This window comes from Pseudomonas sp. PDM24, assembly GCF_019218905.1.
Taxonomy (GTDB): domain Bacteria; phylum Pseudomonadota; class Gammaproteobacteria; order Pseudomonadales; family Pseudomonadaceae; genus Aquipseudomonas.
Genome location: NZ_JAHUWR010000006.1, coordinates 217,241 through 241,673 on the forward strand (window position 1 = coordinate 217,241; position 24,433 = coordinate 241,673).

The window sequence follows — 24,433 nt, forward strand, 5'->3', positions numbered from 1 at the left end:
CATGTCGAAATTTTTTATCGACCGTCCGATTTTCGCCTGGGTAATTGCCCTGGTGATTATGCTGGTCGGGGCTCTATCGATTCTCAAACTGCCGATCAACCAATACCCGAGCATTGCGCCTCCAGCTATTGCGATCTCGGTGACCTACCCGGGCGCATCTGCACAAACCGTGCAGGACACCGTGGTGCAAGTGATCGAGCAACAGCTCAACGGTATCGATAACCTGCGTTATGTCTCCTCGGAAAGTAACTCCGACGGCAACATGACCATTACCGCGACCTTCGAGCAGGGCACCAACTCCGATACCGCGCAGGTTCAGGTCCAGAACAAGCTGAACCTGGCCACCCCACTGCTGCCGCAAGAAGTGCAGCAACAGGGCATCCGCGTGACCAAGTCGGTGAAAAACTTCCTGATGGTCATCGGCGTGGTATCGCGCGACGGCAGCATGACCAAGGACGACCTGTCCAACTACATCGTGTCGAACATGCAAGACCCGATTTCGCGCACCGCCGGTGTCGGTGACTTCCAGGTCTTCGGTGCCCAGTACGCGATGCGGATCTGGCTGGACCCGGCCAAGCTGAACAACTACAACCTGACCCCGGTGGACGTGAAAACCGCCATCGCGGCGCAGAACGTCCAGGTCTCGTCCGGTCAACTCGGCGGCTTGCCTGCCTTGCCCGGCCAACAGCTGAACGCGACGATCATCGGCAAGACCCGTCTGCAGACCGCCGAGCAGTTCAAGGCGATCCTGCTGAAGGTCAACAAGGACGGCTCGCAAGTACGTGTCGGCGACGTTGCGGAAGTCGGTCTGGGTGGCGAAAACTACTCGATCAGCGCCCAGTTCAACGGCGCCCCGGCTTCCGGTCTGGCGGTGAAACTGGCCAACGGCGCCAACGCCCTCGACACCGCAAAAGCCCTGCGCAATACCATCGACACCCTCAAGCCTTTCTTCCCGGAAGGGATGGAAGTGGTGTTCCCGTACGACACCACCCCGGTGGTGACCGAGTCGATCAAGGGCGTGGTTGAAACCCTGGTCGAAGCGATCGTGCTGGTGTTCCTGGTGATGTTCCTGTTCCTGCAAAACTTCCGCGCCACCGTCATCACCACGATGACCGTGCCGGTGGTATTGCTGGGTACGTTCGGGATCCTCGCGGCGTTCGGCTTCAGCATCAACACCCTGACCATGTTCGGTATGGTATTGGCCATCGGCTTGCTGGTGGACGATGCCATCGTCGTGGTGGAAAACGTCGAACGGGTCATGAGCGAAGAAGGCCTGTCACCCAAGGAGGCCACGAAGAAATCCATGGGGCAGATCCAGGGTGCCCTGGTCGGTATCGCCCTGGTGCTGTCGGCGGTACTGCTGCCGATGGCGTTCTTCAGTGGCTCCACCGGTGTGATCTACAAGCAGTTCTCGATCACCATCGTTTCGGCCATGGCCTTGTCGGTATTGGTGGCATTGATCTTCACCCCGGCGCTCTGCGCAACCATGCTCAAGGCGATTCCGAAAGGTGAGCACGGCACGCCGAAACGCGGCTTCTTCGGCTGGTTCAACCGCAGCTTCGACCGTGGCGTCAAAAGCTACGAGCGCGGCGTGGGCAACATGCTCGCGCACAAGGCTCCGTACCTGCTGGCGTACCTGATCATTGTGGTCGGCATGATCTGGCTGTTCACCCGTATTCCAACGGCGTTCCTGCCGGAAGAAGACCAGGGCGTACTGTTTGCGCAAGTGCAGACACCGGCCGGTTCCAGCTCCCAGCGTACGCAAGTGGTCGTGGACGAAATGCGCGAATTCCTGCTGCGTCCGAGCTCGGAGGGCGGTGAAGGCGATGCAGTGGCCTCGGTGTTTACCGTGACCGGCTTCAACTTCGCTGGCCGTGGTCAGAGTTCGGGTATGGCGTTCATCATGCTCAAACCGTGGGAAGAACGTAACGCCGACAACAGCGTGTTCAAACTCGCGGCCCGTGCCCAACAGCACTTCTTTACCTTCCGCGACGCCATGGTGTTTGCCTTCGCACCACCGGCTGTACTGGAACTGGGTAACGCCACCGGTTTCGACGTGTTCCTCCAGGACCGCGCCGGTATCGGTCACGCAAAGCTGATGGAAGCCCGTAACCAGTTCCTCGGCATGGCGGCGCAAAGCAAGGTCCTGTCGCAAGTCCGTCCTAACGGCCTGAACGACGAGCCGCAATACCAGCTGGAAATCGACGATGAGAAGGCCAGCGCTCTGGGCGTGACCCTCACCGACATCAACAACACCCTGTCGATTGCCCTGGGCAGTAGCTATGTGAACGACTTCATCGACCGCGGTCGCGTGAAAAAGGTTTACATCCAAGGCCTGCCTGGTGCTCGCATGAGCCCCGAAGACCTGAAGAAGTGGTACGTTCGCAACAGCGCCGGCACCATGGTTCCGTTCTCGTCGTTCGCCAAGGGTGAGTGGATCTACGGTTCGCCGAAACTGGCCCGTTACAACGGCGTAGAAGCGATGGAAATCCTCGGTGCCCCGGCGCCAGGCCATTCCACTGGTGAAGCGATGGCCGAAGTCGAAGCCCTGGCCAAGAAGCTGCCGGCCGGTGTCGGTATTTCCTGGACGGGCCTGTCGTACGAGGAACGTCTGTCCGGCTCGCAAGCGCCAGCGTTGTACGCCTTGTCGCTGCTGATGGTGTTCCTGTGTCTGGCGGCGCTGTATGAAAGCTGGTCGATCCCGATCGCGGTGATGCTGGTGGTACCGCTGGGGATTATCGGTGCGCTGATGGCCACCAGCATGCGTGGCCTGTCCAACGACGTGTACTTCCAGGTGGGGCTGTTGACCACGATCGGTCTGGCGGCGAAAAACGCCATTCTGATCGTCGAGTTCGCCAAGGAACTGCATGAGCAAGGACGTAGCTTGCGCGATGCCGCGATCGAAGCCTGCCGGATGCGTCTGCGACCGATCATCATGACCTCGCTCGCGTTCGTGCTCGGTGTAGTTCCGCTGGCCATTTCCACGGGCGCAGGTTCGGGTAGCCAGCATGCGATCGGTACCGGGGTGATTGGCGGTATGATCACAGCCACTGTGCTGGCGATCTTCTGGGTCCCCTTGTTCTTTGTCACCGTGTCGTCCATGGGCCAGCGCAAAGTCGCCGATCAGGATGACGCCATTGAACCTTCTAAAGAGGCTGGCTAATGAGCAAGTCGCTACTCTCCATCGCAGTCGCCGCCTTCGTGCTGAGCGGCTGCTCGCTGATACCCGATTATCAGCAGCCTGAAGCACCGGTGGCGGGCCAATACCCGCAAGGCCCGGCGTATTCGCCGGCCCAGGCGCCTAACCAGGCCGCTGCCGAACAAGGCTGGAAGCAGTTTTTCCACGACCCGGCGCTGCAACAGCTGATTCAGACCGCGCTGGAGAACAACCGTGACCTGCGCGTCGCGGCGCTGAACATCGATGCTTATGCGGCTCAGTACCGCATTCAGCGTGCCGATCTGTTCCCGGCGGTTTCGGCCACCGGCAGCGGCAGCCGTCAGCGAGTTCCGGCACGGGCCTCGCAGACCGGTGAAGCAGCCATCTCCAGTTCCTACTCGGCCACCGTCGGCATCAGCGCCTATGAACTCGACCTGTTCGGTCGGGTTCGCAGCCTGAGCGAAGAAGCCTTGCAGAAGTACTTCGCCACAGAAGAAGCGCGCCGCAGCACGCAGATCAGCCTGGTGGCCAGTGTGGCCAATGCCTACCTGACCTGGCAGGCTGATAAAGAGCTGCTGAAACTGACCCAGGAAACCCTCGGTGCGTTCGAGGAGAGCTACAAGCTCACCTCGCGCAGCAACGAAGTGGGTGTAGCCTCGGCGCTGGATCTGGCCCAGTCGCGTACCTCGGTGGAAAACGCCCGTGCACAACAGGCCAAATACACCCGTCAGGTCGCACAGGATGAAAACAGCCTGGTGTTGCTGCTCGGCACCGGTATCCCGGCCAATCTGCAAGCGGCCAAGCCACTGTCGGACGACGTGCTGAGCGAAGTGCCGGCCGGCCTGCCATCGGACTTGCTGCAACGTCGTCCGGACATCCTTCAGGCCGAGTACAACCTCAAGGCTGCCAACGCCAACATCGGCGCGGCACGGGCTGCGTTCTTCCCGAGCATCAGCCTGACCGCCAATGCCGGCTCCCTGAGCCCGGACCTGTCCGGTCTGTTCAAGGGCGGTTCGGGCACCTGGTTGTTCCAGCCGCAGATCAACTTGCCGATCTTCAACGCCGGCTCCCTGCGCGCCAGTCTGGATTACTCCAAAATCCAGAAAGACATCGGCGTGGCGAACTACGAGAAGTCCATTCAAACGGCCTTCCAGGAAGTCGCCGATGGCCTGGCCGCACGCCAGACCTACACCGAGCAGTTGCAGGCTCAGCGTGATTTCGTCAGCGCCAACCAGGACTACTACCGTCTGGCCGAGCGTCGCTACCGCATCGGTGTCGACAGCAACCTGACCTTCCTCGATGCCCAGCGCCAGTTGTTCAGTGCCCAACAGGCGCTGATCACCGACCGTCTGGCGCAGCTGACCAGCGCAGTCAATCTGTACAAGGCGTTGGGTGGTGGCTGGAATGAACAGACGGCGAAGAACGAGCCGTTGAAAGAAGAAGCGCCGAAGATGAAGTTGTTCTGATAGCGCGGTAAAAACACGAAGCCCACCGATTGGTGGGCTTTTTGTTGGCGGTGGGAAAAGCCAGATAAAAAGATCTTTTGCCGTTCGATAATCGCCCAGAACCCGCCCTCGCCGATTGAACCGTTTAGTCCCTTTCCCTCACCATCTGTCGCACAAAACCAATAACAACAGGTTCGACACCATGTCCCCGCGCCCTGCCCTGTCCGGCTGACTTCGCCCCCACTTTTCTGAATTCGAAATCTTATGTCTGCAACCCAAACGTTGCGGCACCGCCCCGTTTCATCCCCAAGAATTAGAGAGACCCGAGCCCATGACCCCTTCCACCGCGCAGTATTTCTTTCCCAGCCTCATCGCCGTTGCGCTGGCCAATACGGCCCTGCCCGCCATGGCCGAGGAAGCCGGTTTTGTCGAAGGCGCCAAGGTCAACCTGAACCTGCGCAATTTCTACATCAATCGTAACTTCACCAACCCGACCAAAAGCCAGGGCAAGGCTGAAGAGTGGACGCAAAGCTTCATCCTCGACGCCAAGTCCGGGTTCACCCAGGGCACCGTCGGGTTTGGCATGGACGTGCTGGGTTTGTACTCGGTCAAGCTCGACGGCGGCAAAGGCACCGGCGGTACGCAGTTGTTGCCGCTGGATCACGATGGTCGCCCGGCGGATAACTTCGGTCGCACCAACGTGGCGTTCAAGGCCAAGCTGTCCCAGACCGAAGTGAAGGTCGGCGAGTGGATGCCGGTGCTGCCGATCCTGCGTTCGGACGACGGTCGCTCGCTGCCGCAAACCTTCCGTGGCGGCCAGATCACCTCGAAGGAAATTGACGGCCTGACCCTCTACGGCGGCCAGTTCCGCGCCAACAGCCCGCGCGACGACAGCAGCATGAATGACATGTCGATGACCGGCAAAACGGCGTTCACCTCAGACCGCTTCAACTTCCAGGGCGGTGAATATGCCTTCAACGGCAAGCGCACCCAGATCGGCCTGTGGAACGCTGAACTCAAGGACATCTACAGCCAGCAATACGTCAACCTGGTCCACACCCAACCGCTAGGGGACTGGACGCTGGGCGCCAATCTTGGGTTTTTCTATGGCAAGGATGACGGCAGCGCCCGGGCCGGCGAGCTGGACAACAAGACCTGGTCGGGCCTGTTCTCGGCCAAATATGGCGGCAACACCTTCTACGTCGGCCTGCAAAAACTGACCGGTGACAGCGCCTGGATGCGGGTCAACGGCACCAGCGGCGGCACCTTGGCCAACGACAGCTACAACGCCAGCTATGACAATGCGAAGGAAAGATCCTGGCAATTGCGCCACGACTACAACTTCGCCGCCCTCGGCGTGCCGGGCCTGACCTTGATGAACCGCTACATCAGCGGCGACAACGTACACACTGCAACCACCAGCGACGGCAAGGAATGGGGCCGTGAAAGCGAACTGGGCTATACGGTGCAGAGCGGTACACTCAAAGACCTCAACGTCAAATGGCGCAACTCCACCATCCGCCGCGACTTCAGCAACAACGAGTTCGACGAGAACCGGTTGATCGTCAGCTATCCGATCAGTTTGTTGTGAGACTCCAGGACGCCTTCGCGGGCAAGCCTCGCTCCTACAAGGTCATGGTTAACCTGTAGGAGCGAGGCTTGCCCGCGAAGGCGTCAGCTCAGACAACACAACTTTCGCGAATCACTCCCGCGATTCAACCCCCAACTCATCCCACACCGATTCAGCCAAGTGGAAGGTCGCGTTGGCCGCCGGGATGCCGCAGTAGATCGCGCTCTGCATGATCACTTCCTTGATCTCGCCGCGGGTCACGCCGTTGTTGGCGGCGGCGCGCAGGTGCAGTTTGAGTTCTTCGTTGCGGTTCATGCCGATCAGCATCGCGATGGTGATCAGGCTACGGGTGTGGCGCGGCAGGCCCGGGCGGGTCCAGATGTCGCCCCAGGCGTGGCGGGTGATCATCTCCTGGAACTCCGAGTTGAACTCGGTCAGCGCATTCAGGCTGCGGTCGACATGGGCGTCGCCCAGTACTGCGCGGCGAACGTTCAGGCCCTCGTCGTAACGTTGTTTCTCGTCCACAACAATCCCCTCAATGAGCTGACAAAAACGCCAGTACTCGGTCGCTGAATACAGCGCCGGCCTGGACGTTGGACAGGTGCGCGGCGTAGAACTCGGCGTACTCCGCGCCCCGCACATGTGCCTGAATGAAATGCCCGCCGGACGGTGGCGTCACCGCATCTTCGCTGCCGGAAATCACCAGCAACGGCACCTGAATCGACGACAGCTGATCACGGAAATCGGCATCGCGCACCGCCGCGCAATTGGCCGCGTAACCTTCAGGCGACGTGGCCGCGAGCATGTCGGTAATCCGCTTCACCGCTGCCGGATTGGCCTCGGCAAAATCCGCAGTGAACCAACGCGCAATCGACGCATCACGCAGGGCAACCATCGCCGCCGAGCCGTCACGCAGCACGGTTTCGATCCGTGGATTCCACACCGACGGATCACCGATTTTCGCCGCGGTGTTGCACACGATCAGTTTGTTCAAACGCTGGCCGGCATTGATCCCCAGCCACTGGCCGATCAACCCGCCCATGGACAAACCACAGAAATGCGCGCGCTCGATGTGCAGCGCATCCAGCAGCGCCAGCACGTCGCGGCCCAGTTGCTCGATGCTGTACGGCCCCGGCGTCACCAATGATTGGCCGTGACCACGGGTATCGAAACGCAGCACGCGAAAATGCTCGGTGAACGCAGGAATTTGCGCGTCCCACATGTGCAGGTCGGTGCCTAGCGAGTTGGACAGCACCAACACCGGCGCCTCGTTAGGGCCCTCGATTTGGTAATGCAGTTCGCCCTCGGCGAGTTGTACGAATGCCACGGCAGTCTCCTTCAAGCTATCAACGCAAAATGTTCAGCCACCGCTCGCTCGACCCAGGTATGGGCCTGACCGAGGTAATGGGCAGGGTCCAGCAGATGATCGAGTTCAGCGTCCGACAGTTCGGCAGTCACCTGCGGTTCGTCGCCGAGCACCGCGCGCAAATGACGTTGCTCGGCCACTGCGCGTTTGCAGCACTGCTCCAATAGATGGTGCGCAGTGTCGCGACCAACCCGTTGTGCCAGCACAATGCTCACGGCTTCGGCCAGCACCAGGCCTTGGGTCAGGTCGAGGTTGCGTGTCATGCGGTCGGCATCCACTTCCAGTCCGTCGGCCACCAACAGCGCTTGCTGCAGGCTGCCTGACACCAAACAGCAAATCTCCGGCAGGGTTTCCCATTCGGCATGCCACAGGCCCAGGCTGCGTTCGTGTTCCTGCGGCATCGCGCTGAACAAGGTCGAGAGCAAACCCGGCACCCGCGTCGCCGCACCGATCAGCACCGCCGCGCCCACCGGGTTGCGTTTGTGCGGCATGGTCGAAGAACCGCCCTTGCCCGGCGCCGACGGTTCAAACACTTCGCCGGCCTCGGTCTGCATCAACAGGCTGATGTCACGACCGAGTTTGCCGAGGCTGCCAGCGATCAGTCCGAGCACCGCGCCAAACTCCACCAGACGATCACGCTGGGTGTGCCACGGTTGTTCCGGCAAGGTCAGTTGCAGGTCTGCGGCCAAGGCTTCGGCAATCGGCATCGCCTGCTCGCCGAGGGCCGCGAGGGTGCCGGAGGCACCACCGAATTGCAGCACCAACAGGCGCGGTTTGAGTTCCAGCAGACGCTGACGGCTACGCGTCACCGCCCCCAGCCAACCGGCGATTTTCATGCCGAGGGTGACCGGCGTCGCATGCTGCAGCCAAGTGCGTCCGGCCATTGGCGTGGCGACGTAACGCCTGGCCTGGGTCGCGAGGGTTTCCCCCAGTTGCGCCAGATCAGCTTCGATCAATTCCAGCGCGCGGCGCAGTTGCAACACCAGGCCGGTGTCCATTACATCCTGGCTGGTCGCGCCCAGATGCACGTAACGCTCGGCTTCGGCATTGTTCTTTGCGATCTGTTTGCCCAACGCCTTGACCAGCGGAATCGCCGAATTGCCCGCCGTGGCAATCGCCTCACCCAGCGCGGCGAAGTCGTAATGCTCGGCCCGACATGCCGCGTCGATAGATGCGACAGCCGCCTGCGGAATCAGCCCGACCCGCGCCTCGGCCCGGGCCAGTGCCGCTTCGAAATCAAGCATGGCCTGAACCCGGCCCTGATCGCAGAACACCTCACGCATGTCGCGTGCCGTGAAGTAGGCATCGAACAATTGATTGCCCGGTCGCTGATTCATAAACAGTCCTTGCAGGCGAGGGCCGGTCAGGCCCTCGCGTAAAGATCAAAGGTCGTTTTGCAAATACTTCGCCTGTTTTGGCAGACGCAGGCTGAACAGGAACGCGACCGCCATCATCACCGTCACGTACCAGTAGAACGAGTTTTCCATGCCGCCGGCTTTAAGGCTCAGCGCCACATACTCCGCCGAACCGCCGAAGATTGCATTGGCCACCGCATACGCCAGGCCGACGCCCAAGGCGCGTACCTCTGGCGGGAACATTTCGGCTTTCACCAGACCGCTGATCGAGGTGTAGAAACTCACGACTGCCAGCGCCAGGGTAATCAGGACAAAGGCCAGGAACGGACTGCTGACACTTTTCAGGCTCAACAGAATCGGTACGGTGCACAACGTCCCGAGGGCGCCGAACCACAGCATCGAATTGCGCCGGCCGATCTTGTCGGCGAGCATGCCGAAGAACGGTTGCATGCACATATAAAGGAACAGCGCGCCGGTCATGATGTAGCTCGCGGTCTTGGCGTGCATGCCGGCGGTATTCACCAGGTACTTCTGCATGTACGTGGTGAAGGTGTAGAAAATCAGCGAACCGCCGGCGGTGTAACCCAGCACGGTGATGAACGCAGCCTTGTGATCGCGGAACAGTGCACGGATGCTGCCGGCGTCCTTGTTTTCGCGCATTTCCTTGCTGGTGGTTTCCTTGAGCGCACGACGCAGGAACAACGAAATCAATGCCGCAGCCGCACCGACCACGAACGGAATTCGCCAGCCATAGGCACGCAATTCATCCTCGCTGAGGAACTGCTGCAGGACCACTACCAGCGACACCGCCAGCAACTGCCCGCCAATCAGCGTCACATACTGGAATGAGGCAAAGAAACCGCGCTGGCCCTTGAGGGCGACTTCGCTCATGTAGGTCGCGGTGGTGCCGTACTCACCGCCCACCGACAAACCCTGCAGCAAGCGCGCGAACAACAGCATGATCGGCGCCCAGACCCCGATGCTGTTGTAGGTCGGCAGGCAGGCGATGAGCAACGAACCGAAGCACATCATCAGAATCGAGATCAACATCGAATTCTTGCGCCCGTGTTTGTCCGCCACCCGACCGAAGATCCAACCGCCGATAGGCCGCATCAGAAACCCGGCAGCGAATACGCCCGCCGTGTTTACCAGCTGTACCGTGGGGTTGTCGGACGGGAAAAACGCCGGGGCGAAATAGATTGCGCAGAAGGCGTAGACGTAAAAGTCGAACCATTCAACCAGGTTGCCGGACGAGGCGCCGACAATCGCAAAGATCCTTTTGTTGCGTTCTTCACTGGTGTAGAGAGCTGTGAGGGTTGTCATCGTTCTTCACTCTTTTGGGGACCGTGAGAGTCTAGACACACCTCGCAACAATCCCGTTCCACAATTGGCAATGCTATCCCTGTGGGAGCGGGCTTGCTCGCGAAGACGGCGGCACAGCCAACATTGATGTCGCCTGACACACCGCCTTCGCGAGCAAGCCCGCTCCCACAGGTTTTGCGGCGCTCAATCAATAATCAAAAAACACCGTCTCGGCATCCGTCCCCTGCAGAACCACATTCCACTGATAAACACCCGCAGCATCCCGCTTCGCCAGCAAGGTGCTGCGGCGCTCTGCTGGCACGCACTCCAGCAACGGATCCGCCACGTTGGCCGGTTCGCCATCAAAGTAAATCCGCGTCAGCAAGTGCTTTACCAACCCGCGAGCAAACACCAGTACCACCAAATGCGGCGCCTGGGTCGTGCCCTTCAGGCCTTCCACTGTGCCCGGTTTGATCGTGGTAAATCGAAAGCGCCCTTCTGCATCCACCGGCACCCGGCCAAACCCTTCGAAGTTCGGGTCCAGGGGTTTGTCTTGATCGTCTTCGGGGTGGTCGTACTTGCCGGCGGCGTTGGCCTGCCAGACTTCGAGCATGGCGTCGTTGACGAAGTCGCCATTGCCATCGACAACTTGCCCGGTGATCGCCACGCGCTCGCCGAGGGTTTGTGCAACGGTCAGGTCTTCACGGTTCAGCCAGGTCAGGCCGATGTGGTAATACGGCCCGACGGTGTGGGACGTGGTCGCGTTCAGCGTCATCTTATTTCTCCATCGGCGTGGCATCGCGGCCGCGCAAGACGATGTCCCAGCGATAACCGAGGGCGTAGGAAGGGATGGTTTTTTCCAGGTCGAAACGGGCGATCAGGCGCTCTTTGGCGCTGGTATCGGGCACGCAGTTGTAGATCGGGTCGTAGGCCAGCAACGGGTCGCCCGGGAAATACATCTGGGTCACCAGGCGCGTCAGGATGCTCGGCCCGAACAGTGAGAAATGGATGTGCGCCGGGCGCCAGGCGTTGTGATGGTTACCCCACGGATAGGCGCCAGGCTTGATGGTCTGGAACTGATACCAGCCATCGGCGTCAGTCACGGTGCGGCCGGTGCCGGTGAAGTTCGGGTCCAGCGGCGCGTCGTGCAGGTCGCGCGCATGGTTGTAGCGACCGGCGGCGTTAGCCTGCCAGATCTCCACCAAAATGCCTGGCACCGGCAGACCGTTTTCATCCAGCACACGGCCGTGAATGATGATCCGTTCACCCAGTGGTTCGCCCGAGTGCTGGGCAGTCAGGTCATTGTCCTGCTCCTCGATGCGCTCGGCGCCGATGGTCGGCCCGGTGATTTCCGACAGCGAATGAGGCAAAAACACCAACGGCTTGGAGGGCGAGCGAAGGTTGGTGGATTGATAAGGAGGGTGCAGGTATTCCGGCTGAGTGCCCGCCTGCGGGCGACGGTAACCAGGCTTGTCAGTCATTACGCTTTCCTCAGTTCTTATTAGTCGACGCTTTATTCACAGCCAAGGGCGTCAGACCCGTTCGATCGCCAAGGCCAGACCCTGGCCGACACCGACGCACATGGTCGCCAGACCTTTCTTGCCACCGGTCTTTTCCAGCTGATGCAGCGCGGTCAGTACCAGACGCGCGCCGCTCATGCCCAGCGGATGGCCCAAGGCAATGGCGCCACCGTTCGGGTTGACCTGGGCCGCGTCATCCGCCAGCCCCAGTTCACGCAACACCGCCAAGCCTTGGCTGGCGAAGGCTTCGTTGAGTTCGATCACGTCGAAATCACTGACCGCCAGGCCCAGGCGCTCAGTCAATTTACGCACCGCCGGCACCGGGCCAATGCCCATCACCCTGGGTGCGACACCGGCACTCGACATGCCCAGCACTTTGGCGCGAGCAGTCAGGCCATGTTTCTTCACCGCGTCGCCAGAAGCCAGAATCAACGCCGCCGCACCGTCGTTCACCCCGGAGGCATTGCCAGCGGTGACGGTTTTGTCCGGGCCATTGACCGGTTTGAGTTTGGCCAGGGTTTCCAGTGTCGTGTCAGCACGGGGATGCTCGTCCTGCATGACCACGCTTTCACCCTTCTTGTGGGCAATGCGCACTTCGACGATTTCTTCGGCGAAAAATCCGGCGGCTTGCGCGGCGGCCGTGCGTTGCTGACTGCGCAGGGCGAACGCATCCTGATCGGCGCGGGAAATCCGGTAATCGTCGGCCACGTTATCGGCGGTCTGCGGCATCGCATCCACACCGTATTGGGCTTTCATCAACGGGTTGATGAAACGCCAGCCGATGGTGGTGTCTTCCAGTTTCATGTTGCGCGAGAACGCCGCATCGGCCTTGCCCATCACGAACGGTGCGCGAGACATCGACTCGACGCCGCCGGCAATCGCCAGCTCCATCTCGCCGCTGGCGATGGCCCGGAACGCGGTGCCGATCGCATCCATGCCCGAAGCGCACAGGCGATTGAGGGTGACCCCGGGAATGGTTTCCGGCAGGCCCGCCAACAACAACGCCATGCGTGCCACGTTACGGTTGTCTTCGCCGGCCTGATTGGCGCAACCGAGGAACACCTCATCCACCGCGCTCCAGTCCACCGAGGGGTTGCGCGCCATCAGTGCCTTGATCGGCACGGCGGCCAGATCATCGGCGCGAACCGCCGACAGGCCGCCGCCGAAACGGCCGATGGGGGTGCGAATGGCGTCGCAGATATAAACGTCACGCATCAGGCTTCTCCGGGTGCTTGGCCGTGGGCGGCAGCGGTGCGGGCTTCCAGATCGCGCAGCGCCGTCAACTCGACATCGGTGGGCTCGGCGGTGTTTTCCACCTGATCGGCAAAACGAATCGCCCAGCCGGTGGCGGCAATCACTTGCTCGCGAGTCACGCCTGGGTGCAGCGCGGTTACCACGAATTCATGAGTATCCGCTTCGGGTTCCATGATGCACAGGTCGGTAATAATGCCGACAGGACCGGCGCCCGGCAGGCCGAGACGCTTGCGTGAATCACCGCCCTCGCCATGGCCGACCGAGGTGATGAAGTCGAGCTTGTCGACAAAGGAGCGCGCCGACTGCTTGAGGATGATCAGTACGCTTTTGGCGGAACCGGCGATCTCCGGTGCGCCACCGGCGCCCGGCAGGCGAACTTTCGGCTGATGGTAGTCGCCCACCACCGTGGTGTTGATGTTGCCGAAACGGTCGACTTGCGCAGCACCGAGGAAACCGACGTCGATGCGCCCGCCCTGCAACCAGTAGCGAAAAATCTCACCGGTCGGGACGACAGTGTCGGCGGTTTCCGCCAGCTCACCGTCGCCGATCGACAACGGCAGTACGCTGGGCTTGGCACCGATCGGACCCGATTCATAGATCAGGACGACGTCTGGCGAAGAAGTCAGACGTGCCAGGTTGGCGGCTTTCGACGGCAGGCCGATGCCGACGAAGCATACCGAACCGTTTTTCAGACGGCGGGCGGCGGCGACGGTCATCATTTCATTGGTGGTGTAAGTCATTACTTGGCCTCCGAAGCAGCGGCCAGCTTGGCCTGGAACTCACTGAAGTCAGCGCAACCGTGGATGTACTCGTTGATCCACGCGGTGAAGGTTTCACGGTCGCGGGCAATCGGGTCCCAGGCTTGATAGAAGCGGTTGTCGCGTTCGGTGTAACCGTGGGCGTAGGATGGATGCGCGCCCCCCGGTACATGGCAGACCGCGCTCAAGGCCCAGGTCGGCAGCACGCAAGCGTTCATCGGTGCATTGAGGTCGTCGACGATTTCCTCGACGGTGACAATGCAGCGCTTGGCGGCCAGCGCCGCTTCTTTCTGCACGCCAAGAATGCCCCAGAGCAGCACGTTGCCTTTGCGGTCGGCTTTCTGCGCGTGAATCACGGTGATGTCCGGGCGCACCGACGGCACCGCCGCCAACACTTCGCCGGTGAACGGGCACGTGACGGTTTTGATCAGCGGGTTGACCTTCGGCAGGTCGGAACCGGCGTAGGCGCGCAGCACCGCGAACGGTAAGCCCGAAGCGCCCGCGACGTAGGCATTGGCCAGGTCGGCGTGACTGTGCTCTTCGATTTCCAGCGCATGCGGCCACTGCCTTTCGACCGCGTCACGCAGACGGTGCAGCGAGCCCACACCTGGGTTACCGCCCCAGGAGAAAATCAGCTTGCGAGCACAACCGGCACCGATCAATTGGTCGTAGATCAAGTCGGGCGTCATCCGCACCAGGGTCAGATCTTTCTTGCCCTGGCGGATGATTTCGTGACCCGCCGCCGTAGGAATCAGGTGAGTAAAGCCTTCGAGCGCGACGGTATCGCCGTCGTTGACGAACTGCTTTACCGCGTCATGCAGCGAAAGGATTTCAGCCATGGGGCAGGCTCCCGTTTTCTTATGAACCGACAGTGGTAGAAAAAGGCGCGAGGTTCGGCGCCGGAATGACTGAAGGTTAAGCCCCTGAAAAACGCTAAACAATCCGATAATCGACTGAGTGTTCGTTTATCGAACAGATTGTTGTCTCGCTACCGATCCCTAAAAGCTTCGCGGGCAAGCCTCGCTCCTACGGGATGCGCGTGATATCCGCGACCATACATTTCCGTAGGAGCGAGGCTTGCCCGCGAAGAGGCCATCAGCCTCGCTGAAGAATCTGAAACTTGCCCTCAGGTCGCATCCGCATGGCTGACCATGCCCTTGATCACCACCGCCGTGGTCGCCAATGCGGCCGGAATCACCAGCGCCGTCAGCACCTGTTCGAAGTTCCAGCCCAGGCCCAGCAACGTTGCGCCCATCCACGCACCGAGGATCGCGCCGAAGCGGCCAATCCCGAGCATCCATGACACACCGGTTGCCCGCCCTTGAGTCGGGTAAAACCGCGCCGCCAGCGACGGCATCGCCGATTGCGCGCCGTTGACACACATCCCGGCTACCAGCACCAGGGTTGCCAGCAATGTGATGCTGCCCAGGCTCTGCCCTACCGCGTAGGCAAATACCCCGGCGAATAAGTAGAAAATGCCGATGACCTTGTGCGGATTGAACCGGTCCATCGCCCAGCCCACACCCACTGCGCTCAACACCCCACCGAACTGGAACAGCGCACCAATGAACGCCGCCTGCTCCATGCTCGCGCCGCTGTCACGCATCAGCGTCGGCAACCAACTGGTCAGCAGGTAAACGATCACCAGGCCCATGAAGTACGTCAGCCACAGCAACAACGTGCCAGTGCTGTAAGTCCCGGAGAAGATCACCGCAAACACATTGCGCGCCTTCACGGTTTTCTGTTCCGGCACGCTGAAGCTCGAAGCCTGAGCCACCACCGTCGGGTCGATCGGCGCCAAGGCCTTGCGCACTTTGTCCGTGCCACGATTGCGCACCACCAGGTAACGCGCCGATTCCGGCAACCAGAACAGCAAGACGACAGCGAGGATCAACGGCAGAATCCCGCCGATCATCAACAGACTGTGCCAGCCGAAGGCCGGGATCAGTTTGGCCGAGATGAACCCGCCCCCGGCCATGCCAAGGTTGAAGCCGCAGAACATGCTGGTCACCAGCAGGGATTTTTTGCGCTCCGGGGTGTATTCGGACAGCAGCGTGGTGGCGTTCGGCATGCCGGCGCCCAGGCCCAGGCCGGTGAGGAATCGCAATACCAGCAGTTGATCGACGTTGGTGCTATAGGCCGACGCCAGGCTGAAAGCGCCGAACACCAACACCGCGCCCACCAGTACGACTTTTCGCCCGAAGCGGTCAGCCAATGGCCCGGAACCCAAAGCGCCGAAGACCATCCCGATCAACGCCGCACTCATCACCGGGCCGAGACTGGCGCGATCGATGCCCCAGTCCTGGGACAGTGCCGGCGCGATAAAACCCATGGCCGCGGTGTCGAGGCCATCGAGGAAAACAATCAGGAAACATAGAATCACCACCCGCCATTGGTAGCGCGAAATGGGTTGAGTGTTGATGAAGGACTGTACGTCGAGGCAGTTTCCTACAGCAGACTGAGGCTGGTTCATTATTTTTATTCCACGCAAAGAACGCAGTCGAACAGGTGCCAGCCGGGGCTGACGCTATGACAAGAAAGGAGGTCGGGATCAGGCAATCCGGTTTCGGCAGCTAAACCGATGGAAACAGCGACAGTCGGGAAACGTGCGCATGACGATGCCTCTTCTCATTATTATTGGGGCGTGATCCGGCGACTGACTGAAGACCCATAGTGCCGGATGACGCTGCCGCGACATTAATGATCCAAGGGAAAGAGCGTCAATTCGATAAACGCGACTCTGTGCGTTTATCGAACAGCTTAGGCAAAGAGTTGCGCGCTCAGGTCACGACTGGCACTTAACAGGCCTGGCAAGAAACGTTGCTCCAACTCGTTGCGACTGACCCGGCCGGCGTGGGTGCTGACGTTTAAGGCCGCCACCACTTGGCCGGACGCGTCGTACACCGGCACGGCAATTGAGCGCAGGCCCTGCTCCAATTCCTGATCAACGATGCACCAGCCTTGCTGCCGTACCTCTTGCAGGCATTCGAGCAATGCCTCGGGGGTATGCAACGTGCGACTGGTCTTGGCTTGCAGCTCTGCATGGTCGAGGTATTCACGCAGTGACGTGTCGTCCAGCGCGGCGAGAAGAATCCTGCCCATGGACGTGCAATAGGCCGGCAATCGCCCGCCCACCGAAAGGTCGACGGAAATCAGCCGCTGGGTGGTCGCCGAGCGTGCAATGTACAAAATGTCATCGCCCTCCAGCGTGGCCATGTTGCAGGCCTCATGCAGTTGCTCGCTCATGCGGTCCAGATACGGCTGGGCAGAAACCGCCAATGGCGTCGACGACAAATAGGCATGGCCCAGGGTCAGTACTTTGGGCAACAGCGAATAGGTGCGTCCGTCGGTGGTGGCGTAGCCGAGCTTGATCAGGGTATGCAGGCAACGTCGCACAGCGGCGCGGGGAATTTCCGTGCGATGGCTGATCTGCGCAATGGTCAGGTGCCGCTTGCGCTCCTGGAACGCTTGCACCACCGCCAAGCCACGGGCCAGGGAGGTCATGAAATCCGGGTCACCGGTCAGCGCCTGGATTCGCTTGGCGGGCGAGGCAACGATCGGCGGTGCCACTGAAGCGAAGGAATTACGCATTTGATCGTTCATATCGGTTGTTTCCCACACGGATCAGCGACTATTACAAGCGGCTCCCGGTCTGATACACAAGCCACCGGCCACCAAGATTGGGCGATTATCGAACCATGGGCCGATAATCGCAATCAGTGGTTGCTTATAGTGAGCCCTACTGCTTTCATCCCCCTGCAATATGTTTGTTATTTTCGGTCACGTTTTAAAGGAGCTTCGGTGTACTAATTCGTTCGGCTTAATGGCGCCAGAAAGTCACCGCTGTAACTGGCATCACGGCACCGTAGTTACCGGTAAAAGTTTGCGAGTAACAAAACAATCACACACGAGGAACTACTTTTAACTCTCAAGAGATAGTGTTCTTCGGATCGACCGCTATAATGCATCTCAGTGGCGACCGGTTTTTTACGTGCCGATTTCGCCAACCGGCAGCGCAATATCCATTGCCGCTGTCCGCAGCAAGCGCCTGACGCTCATTTCATATGCTCCGCCAACGCGCTCGCTGAAACAGGAGACTGATGCTACGTCAGCTGTTTTTCTCTGGTGCCGTGGCCGCCTGCAACAAGGACGAATTGATTGCTCCGAGGGAACGATGCCGTGTCAGGCATTGTCCCTTCAACGAGCGTGGTCAATAAATCGATGCAGCGCGTTTCACCAGAATTAATCTCAACTCAATCAGGTAGCACTGTGACGAAAGACGAACTGCGCGCGGAACTTGAGCGCCAGGAACAACGTTACAAGGAAGTTTACGGCGGGGAAGTCACCACCTACGCCGCTCAGCCCGAACCCGAACGCAAACCCTGGCGCAAACGCGCCACCGTTCAGGACCAGGCCTTCTCCCAGGAATTGCAGAAGATGGAAAAGGAACTCAAAGCCGAAGAGCCATGACTGCCTCGGTTTGAATTCTTTCAAGAGCCTGCATCTACACCTGTTAAAAGCGGGCTGTATCGATGATGCTTTTCGCGCCCGCTACAAGCGGGCGGCGGTCCCCTCATCCATTGGATGAGGTAAATGGCTCCTGTCCGACCTTCTTCTCAGATATTTCATACACGCGTTCAAGCCTCTCGCCCTGCCGGGAGAAATCCTTGTGGCTACAGCCTTTGCAAGCGAATTCAATGACTTGTAAAACCCTGAAAAAACCTGGGGACTGGGGGATTGCCACAAAATAATTCGTTGAAGAATGTAACCGATGAGCAGCTAGTGCATCGATTACCCATCTTTTCTGGCATAATCGCGCCCCCTTACGACCGGGTCAGAAAACCTTCATGATCGATTTATTCAGCGGACTGGATGCTTGGGTGCTTGTGAGCCTCTTGCTCGCCCTGGCCTTTGTCCTCGCCTTCGAGTTCATCAACGGCTTTCATGACACCGCAAACGCGGTGGCCACTGTTATCTACACCAAAGCCATGCCGCCTCATCTGGCGGTGTTCTTTTCCGGTGTGTTCAACTTCCTCGGCGTGCTGCTGGGCGGTGTGGGCGTGGCGTATGCCATCGTCCATTTGCTGCCGGTAGAACTGCTGATCAATGTGAACACCGGTCACGGACTGGCCATGGTGTTCTCGTTGCTCGCCGCCGCCATCACCTGGAACCTGGGCACCTGGTATTTCGGTATCCCCGCCTCCAGCTCTCATACGCTGATCGGTTCGATCCTCGGTGTCGGCCTGGCCAACGCCCTGATCAACGATATTCCGTTGGCCGATGGCGTGAACTGGCAGAAGGCGATCGATATCGGTGCCTCCCTGGTGTTCTCGCCAATGGCCGGTTTCCTGATCGCAGCCCTGGTGCTGATCAGTCTTAAATGGTGGCGTCCGCTGTCCAAGATGCACAAGACACCGGAACAGCGCCGCAAGATCGACGACAAGAAACACCCGCCATTCTGGAACCGTCTGGTGCTGGTGATTTCGGCGATGGCTGTCAGCTTCGTACACGGCTCGAACGATGGCCAGAAAGGTATCGGCCTGATCATGCTGGTGCTGATCGGCATCGTGCCGGCGCAGTTCGTTCTCGACCTGAATAGCACCACCTACCAGATCGAACGTACTCGCGATGCGACCCTGCACCTGAGCCAGTTCTACGAGCGCAACCGCGAATCCCTGGGTGAGTTCCTGGCACTGGGCAAAAGCGTGAAAGGCGATCTGCCGGAGAAATTCCGTTGCAACCCGCAACAGACCGAACCGACCATTTCAGCGCTGCTGGGCACCCTTAAAGGTGTAGCCGACTACCATTCGTTGCCGTCGGAAAGCCGCATCGAAGTACGTCGCTACCTGCTCTGCCTGGACGACACCGCGAAGAAAGTCGCCAAGCTGCCAGGCCTCGCTGCCCGTGAAAAGGCTGACCTGGACAAACTGCGCAAGGACCTGACCACCACCACCGAATATGCCCCGTTCTGGGTGATTCTGGCGGTCGCCCTGGCCCTCGGCCTGGGTACCATGGTCGGTTGGAAACGCGTGGTCCTGACCATCGGCGAGAAAATCGGCAAGCAAGGCATGACCTATGCCCAAGGCATGTCGGCGCAGATCACCACAGCGTGCATGATCGGCGCGGCGAACATCTTCAGCCTGCCGGTTTCCACCACCCACGTCCTGTCTTCAGGCGTAGCCGGTACCATGGTCGCGAACAAAAGCGGCCTGCAAGGCGGCACCGTCAGAACCATCCTGCTGGCCTGGGTCCTGACCCTGCCAGCTACCGTGGCCCTGTCGGCCGGCCTGTTCTGGCTGGCGTCGAAAGCACTGGGTAGCTGATACGCAGTGGCACAAAAAAGGCGCGTTCCGTGAGGTTCGCGCCTTTTTTATTGCTGCTGTCCCGTCCTGAATAAGGTTTACACCTGTTTCAGGACTAGACATGCAATCTTCCAAAAAGACACCACAAATCAAATGTGGGAGCGGGCTTGCTCGCGAAAGCGGTGTGTCATTCAACATTGATGTTGGCTGACCTGACGCCTTCGCGAGCAAGCCCGCTCCCACAGTAGCTCTATGTACATCCGACAGATTTTTGCAGGCAAAAAAAAGGGCGACCGAAGTCGCCCAAAATGCCTTGCGTGCTCATTGCTCCAGAAAGACCCTACGGTTTTTTCCGCTTATGCGAATCCTTCCAGATAAAAAATCCAAACCCTGCAAAAAACAGAACCATGAGGCCGACAGTCAGCACTCCGGCGATCACCACGTTGTCAAAAAACATGACTGGCCTCCTGCACTTGCCCTGTTGCGATGGGGCTAAGTTAACCAATTGGGCAGGAGAGAAAATTGACCGGGATCAATGCCGCCCGAGACGGGCGTAAAAGGAAGGGAAATAACTGACCTGCATCAACCGATGCAGGGTGTTTCAACGCTTTTTCGGTTTGTTCTTCGGCTTTTTCTTCGCTTTGCCCAACGGCATCGCCTGCTCGAACGCCTGGCGTACTTCATTCAGGCGCTTTTCATTAAGGTCATGAACCCGCTTGGCGCGTTCGGTGTTGAGGTCGATCAGCTTGTCATCTTGGCTCATGGCGTTCAGTGCATCGCTTGGAAATGAATTCAACTGCCGGTAAAGGCGACAGGATTACGTCAATAATGCGGTCTGGCGCGGGCGCTGACCAGTGATCCGACACTTCAGATCTCGATATCGACCCACAACCCCTGACGTGGCTGATCCTCCATCAACGGCACCACCGGTACGGTGTTGTCGGCATTGAGCTCATTACCGGGAATCGCCAGGTGCTCTTCAGGATCCTCATCGGCCTCACGACGACGGCGCTCGCGCTCCTGTTGCCGACGCTGTTCCTCGCGCAGTTGCAGACCCGCCTCTTCCGGATCGCGTTTTTGCAGGTCGATGGTGCTTTCGTTGGAGCTTTCCTGCACCGGCACCACAGGCGGAATATCCGGGCGCTGGCGAATCGGATCCTGCTGTGAAGTGATTGGTACGGCGCTCAAGGGGAGCATCGGTGGCAGCATATTATTAGTCTCCTGTCAGCAAGCTGTCGGCTGCGGGAATGGCGACTTGAGCCATCGGTCGCAAACTTGTGACCCGCCTGGCACCGTAGGAGCTGGCGCAGCCTGCGATCTTTTGATCTTCATCTCCCGAAAAGTTCGCCTCCTCCATCAGCGCGCGCATGTAATCCTTTGGTCCTGAAGGCTCATTCCGTTAAGATAGCCCGCTTTTTCAAGGTGGGAGTCAGGCAGCATGGCGCAGCAGTATCAACCGGGGCAACGCTGGATCAGTGACAGCGAAGCCGAGCTGGGTTTGGGCACCGTTCTGGCACAGGACGGCCGCTTGTTGACCGTGCTCTACCCGGCCACTGGCGAGACTCGCCAGTACGCGCTACGGAATGCGCCCCTCACCCGCGTGCGGTTTTCGCCGGGTGACAGCATCACTCACTTCGAAGGATGGAAGCTGACCGTCCAGGAAGTCGACGACGTCGATGGCCTGCTGGTCTACCACGGCCTCAACGCGCAGAACGAAGTGGTCACCCTGCCGGAAACCCAGCTATCGAACTTCATTCAGTTCCGTCTGGCCAGCGACCGTCTGTTCGCCGGACAGATCGACCCGCTCGCCTGGTTCTCCCTGCGATACAACACCCTGGAACACACCAGCCGCCAATTGCAATCCTCGCTCTGGGGCCTGGGCGGCGTGCGTGCGCAACCGATCGCGCACCAGTTGCACATTGCCCGTGAAGTCGCCGACCGCATCGCGCCGCGGGTTCTGCTGGCAGACGAAGTGGGCCTGGGCAAGACCATCGAAGCCGGTCTGGTAATCCATCGCCAACTGCTTTCGGGCCGCGCCAGTCGCGTATTGATCCTGGTGCCGGAAAACCTCCAGCACCAGTGGCTGGTGGAGATGCGCCGCCGCTTCAACCTGCAAGTCGCGCTGTTCGACGAAGAACGCTTCATCGAAAGCGATGCCGCCAACCCGTTCGAAGACACCCAGCTCGCACTGGTTGCACTCGAATGGCTGGTAGATGACGAGAAGGCCCAGGACGCGTTGTTCGCGGCCGGCTGGGATTTGCTGGTGGTCGACGAAGCGCACCACCTGGTGTGGCACGAAGATCAGGTCAGCCCTCAGTACTCACTGGTGGAGCAACTGGCCGAAGTCATTCCCGGCGTCTTGCTGCTGACCGCGACCCCTGAACAACTCGGTCAGGACAGTCACTTCGCGCGTCTGCGCCTGCTCGACCCGAACCGTTTCCATGACCTGCACGCCTTCCGCGCCGAGAGCGAAAACTATCGCCCGGTGGCCGAAGCCGTTCAGGAGCTGCTGGACAAAGGGCGTCTGTCGCCTGAAGCGCACAAGACTATCCACGGTTTCCTCGGCAACGAAGGCGAAGCCCTGCTAACCGCCGTCAATGATGGCGACACCGAAGCTAGCGCCCGTCTGGTCCGCGAACTGCTGGACCGTCATGGCACCGGCCGCGTGCTGTTCCGTAATACCCGCGCCGCCGTGCAGGGTTTCCCGGAGCGCAAACTGCACCCGTACCCGCTGCCGTGCCCGGCCGAATACCTCGAACTGCCATTGGGCGATCACGCCGAGCTGTACCCGGAAGTCAGCTTCCAGGCCCAGCCGGACGCCAACGAAGAAGAGCGCTGGTGGAAATTTGACCCGCGTGTCGAGTGGCTGATCGACACCCTGAAAATGCTCAAGCGCACCAAAGTGCTGGTGATCTGCGCCCACGCCGAAACCGCCATGGACCTGGAAGACGCCTTGCGCGTACGTTCCGGCATTCCGGCCACGGTCTTCCACGAAGGCATGAACATCCTCGAGCGTGACCGCGCCGCCGCCTACTTCGCCGACGAAGAATTTGGTGCGCAGGTGCTGATCTGCTCGGAAATCGGCAGTGAAGGTCGCAACTTCCAGTTCTCGCACCATCTGGTGCTGTTCGATCTGCCGTCGCACCCGGACCTGCTGGAGCAGCGTATCGGTCGCCTCGACCGGATCGGTCAGAAGCACATCATCGAGCTGCACGTGCCGTACCTGGAAACCAGCCCGCAAGAGCGGCTGTACCAGTGGTATCACGAGGCGCTGAACGCGTTCCTCAACACCTGCCCGACCGGCAACGCCTTGCAGCATCAGTTCGGCCCGCGCCTGCTGCCGCTGCTGGAAAACGCCGACGATGGCGAGTGGCAGGCGCTGATCGACGAAGCCCGCACCGAACGTGAGCGTCTGGAAGCCGAACTGCACACCGGTCGCGACCGCTTGCTGGAACTCAACTCCGGCGGCGCTGGCGAAGGTGATGCGCTGGTCGAGGACATCCTCGAACAAGACGATCAGTTCGCCCTGCCGATCTACATGGAAACCCTGTTTGACGCCTTTGGCATCGACAGTGAAGACCATTCGGAAAACGCGCTGATCCTCAAGCCAAGCGAAAAAATGCTCGACGCCAGCTTCCCGCTGGGCGACGACGAAGGCGTGACCATCACCTACGACCGCAACCAGGCGCTGTCTCGCGAAGACATGCAATTCATCACCTGGGAACACCCGATGGTTCAAGGCGGCATGGACCTGGTCCTTTCCGGCTCGATGGGCAACACCGCCGTGGCGCTGATCAAGAACAAGGCGCTGAAACCGGGCACCGTGTTGCTGGAACTGCTCTACGTCAGCGAAGTGGTTGCCCCGCGTTCGCTGCAGTTGGGCCGTTACCTGCCGCCGGCCGCGCTGCGCTGCCTGCTCGACGCCAACGGCAACGACCTGTCGACCCGGGTGTCGTTCGAAACCCTGAACGATCAACTGGAAAGCGTACCCCGCGCCAGCGCCAACAAGTTCATCCAGGCCCAGCGCGACCAGTTGACGCCACGGATCAACGCCGGCGAAGAGAAAATCACCCCGCGTCACGCCGAACGCGTGGCCGAGGCGCAACGTCGTCTGGCGGCGGATACCGACGAAGAACTGGCACGCCTGACCGCGTTGCAAGCGGTCAACCCGACCGTGCGCGACAGCGAACTGGTTGCCCTGCGCAAGCAACGTGAGCAAGGCCTGGCCATGCTCGACAAGGCTGCGCTGCGACTGGAAGCGATTCGGGTGTTGGTGGCGGGTTAATCTCCTGCTCCACCGCTGAAACAAGAAGGCCCGCAGCGATGCGGGCCTTTTTTTCTGCTTGATTGTTGTGGTGTTGCTGATGGCCTCTTCGCGAGCAAGCCCGCTCCCACATTCGAGTG

General features: G+C 60.1%; 20 protein-coding genes. 6 read left to right on the top strand and 14 right to left on the bottom strand.

Annotated features, from left to right (window positions below; genetic code table 11):
* Position 1: 1 nt before the first annotated feature.
* The 3 genes from emhB (at position 2) to KW837_RS20570 (ending at position 6,193) form a co-directional block, all read left to right on the top strand.
* Positions 2–3,163 (top strand): efflux RND transporter permease subunit EmhB, encoded by a 3,162-nt coding sequence (emhB, locus tag KW837_RS20560; protein ID WP_218398277.1) that lies wholly within the window; start codon positions 2–4, stop codon positions 3,161–3,163.
* Entirely contained in the window at positions 3,163–4,623 is a 1,461-nt protein-coding gene (gene emhC, locus KW837_RS20565; RefSeq protein ID WP_218398279.1) for an efflux RND transporter outer membrane subunit EmhC, read from the top strand. Before emhB ends, emhC begins: the two co-directional genes overlap by 1 nt.
* A gap of 310 nt (positions 4,624–4,933) precedes the next feature.
* A complete protein-coding gene (locus KW837_RS20570) occupies positions 4,934–6,193 on the top strand; it encodes an OprD family porin (RefSeq protein WP_218398281.1) in 1,260 nt (419 codons plus the stop codon).
* A gap of 111 nt (positions 6,194–6,304) precedes the next feature.
* Here the strand turns inward: KW837_RS20570 and pcaC are convergent, their stop codons facing one another.
* The 11 genes from pcaC to pcaR all read right to left on the bottom strand — a co-directional run bounded on the left by pcaC (position 6,305) and on the right by pcaR (position 17,330).
* A complete protein-coding gene (gene pcaC, locus KW837_RS20575; protein WP_008005892.1) occupies positions 6,305–6,697 on the bottom strand; it encodes a 4-carboxymuconolactone decarboxylase in 393 nt (130 codons plus the stop codon).
* Between the two features lie 10 nt (positions 6,698–6,707).
* Positions 6,708–7,499, bottom strand: a complete 792-nt coding sequence (gene pcaD, locus KW837_RS20580) for a 3-oxoadipate enol-lactonase (RefSeq protein WP_218398283.1) — start codon at positions 7,497–7,499, stop codon at positions 6,708–6,710.
* 11 nt (positions 7,500–7,510) lie between these two features.
* Entirely contained in the window at positions 7,511–8,875 is a 1,365-nt protein-coding gene (locus KW837_RS20585; RefSeq protein ID WP_218398285.1) for a 3-carboxy-cis,cis-muconate cycloisomerase, read from the bottom strand.
* A 45-nt stretch (positions 8,876–8,920) separates the two neighbouring features.
* Entirely contained in the window at positions 8,921–10,216 is a 1,296-nt protein-coding gene (locus KW837_RS20590) for an MFS family transporter (RefSeq protein WP_218398287.1), read from the bottom strand.
* Between the two features lie 187 nt (positions 10,217–10,403).
* Positions 10,404–10,970 (bottom strand): protocatechuate 3,4-dioxygenase subunit alpha, encoded by a 567-nt coding sequence (gene pcaG, locus KW837_RS20595; RefSeq protein WP_008074562.1) that lies wholly within the window; start codon positions 10,968–10,970, stop codon positions 10,404–10,406.
* A gap of 1 nt (position 10,971) precedes the next feature.
* The gene (gene pcaH / locus KW837_RS20600; RefSeq protein ID WP_192344302.1) at positions 10,972–11,676 is read right to left on the bottom strand and encodes a protocatechuate 3,4-dioxygenase subunit beta; all 705 of its coding nucleotides are present in this window, start codon (positions 11,674–11,676) and stop codon (positions 10,972–10,974) included.
* A gap of 51 nt (positions 11,677–11,727) precedes the next feature.
* Positions 11,728–12,933: a 3-oxoadipyl-CoA thiolase gene (gene pcaF, locus KW837_RS20605; RefSeq protein ID WP_218398578.1), complete on the bottom strand. Its 1,206-nt coding sequence runs from the start codon at positions 12,931–12,933 to the stop codon at positions 11,728–11,730.
* The gene (locus KW837_RS20610; protein WP_008005876.1) at positions 12,930–13,709 is read right to left on the bottom strand and encodes a CoA-transferase subunit beta; all 780 of its coding nucleotides are present in this window, start codon (positions 13,707–13,709) and stop codon (positions 12,930–12,932) included. Before KW837_RS20610 ends, pcaF begins: the two co-directional genes overlap by 4 nt.
* Positions 13,709–14,566, bottom strand: coding sequence for a CoA transferase subunit A (locus KW837_RS20615; protein ID WP_007903838.1), 858 nt, complete (start codon positions 14,564–14,566; stop codon positions 13,709–13,711). Before KW837_RS20615 ends, KW837_RS20610 begins: the two co-directional genes overlap by 1 nt.
* A 287-nt stretch (positions 14,567–14,853) precedes the next feature.
* The gene (locus KW837_RS20620) at positions 14,854–16,200 is read right to left on the bottom strand and encodes an MFS transporter (RefSeq protein WP_123499215.1); all 1,347 of its coding nucleotides are present in this window, start codon (positions 16,198–16,200) and stop codon (positions 14,854–14,856) included.
* 287 nt (positions 16,201–16,487) lie between these two features.
* Positions 16,488–17,330 (bottom strand): pca regulon transcriptional regulator PcaR, encoded by an 843-nt coding sequence (gene pcaR, locus KW837_RS20625; protein WP_008074568.1) that lies wholly within the window; start codon positions 17,328–17,330, stop codon positions 16,488–16,490.
* A gap of 666 nt (positions 17,331–17,996) precedes the next feature.
* On the opposite strand from pcaR, the gene KW837_RS20630 reads away from it, so the two are divergent.
* Positions 17,997–18,197: a hypothetical protein gene (locus KW837_RS20630; RefSeq protein WP_007903846.1), complete on the top strand. Its 201-nt coding sequence runs from the start codon at positions 17,997–17,999 to the stop codon at positions 18,195–18,197.
* Positions 18,198–18,574: 377 nt separating this feature from the next.
* Positions 18,575–20,050 (top strand): inorganic phosphate transporter, encoded by a 1,476-nt coding sequence (locus tag KW837_RS20635; RefSeq protein WP_063342708.1) that lies wholly within the window; start codon positions 18,575–18,577, stop codon positions 20,048–20,050.
* Between the two features lie 319 nt (positions 20,051–20,369).
* Here KW837_RS20635 and ccoM read toward each other — a convergent pair whose 3' ends face one another.
* The 3 genes from ccoM to KW837_RS20645 form a co-directional block, all read right to left on the bottom strand.
* A complete protein-coding gene (ccoM, locus tag KW837_RS28950; protein WP_007906619.1) occupies positions 20,370–20,486 on the bottom strand; it encodes a cytochrome c oxidase subunit CcoM in 117 nt (38 codons plus the stop codon).
* A 144-nt stretch (positions 20,487–20,630) separates the two neighbouring features.
* Positions 20,631–20,792, bottom strand: coding sequence for a hypothetical protein (locus tag KW837_RS20640; protein ID WP_007906621.1), 162 nt, complete (start codon positions 20,790–20,792; stop codon positions 20,631–20,633).
* A 104-nt stretch (positions 20,793–20,896) separates the two neighbouring features.
* Entirely contained in the window at positions 20,897–21,238 is a 342-nt protein-coding gene (locus tag KW837_RS20645) for a hypothetical protein (RefSeq protein ID WP_052966937.1), read from the bottom strand.
* A 229-nt stretch (positions 21,239–21,467) separates the two neighbouring features.
* Between KW837_RS20645 and rapA the strand changes: the two genes are divergently transcribed.
* Positions 21,468–24,314, top strand: a complete 2,847-nt coding sequence (gene rapA / locus KW837_RS20650) for an RNA polymerase-associated protein RapA (protein ID WP_218398289.1) — start codon at positions 21,468–21,470, stop codon at positions 24,312–24,314.
* The last annotated feature ends 119 nt before the right edge of the window (positions 24,315–24,433 follow it).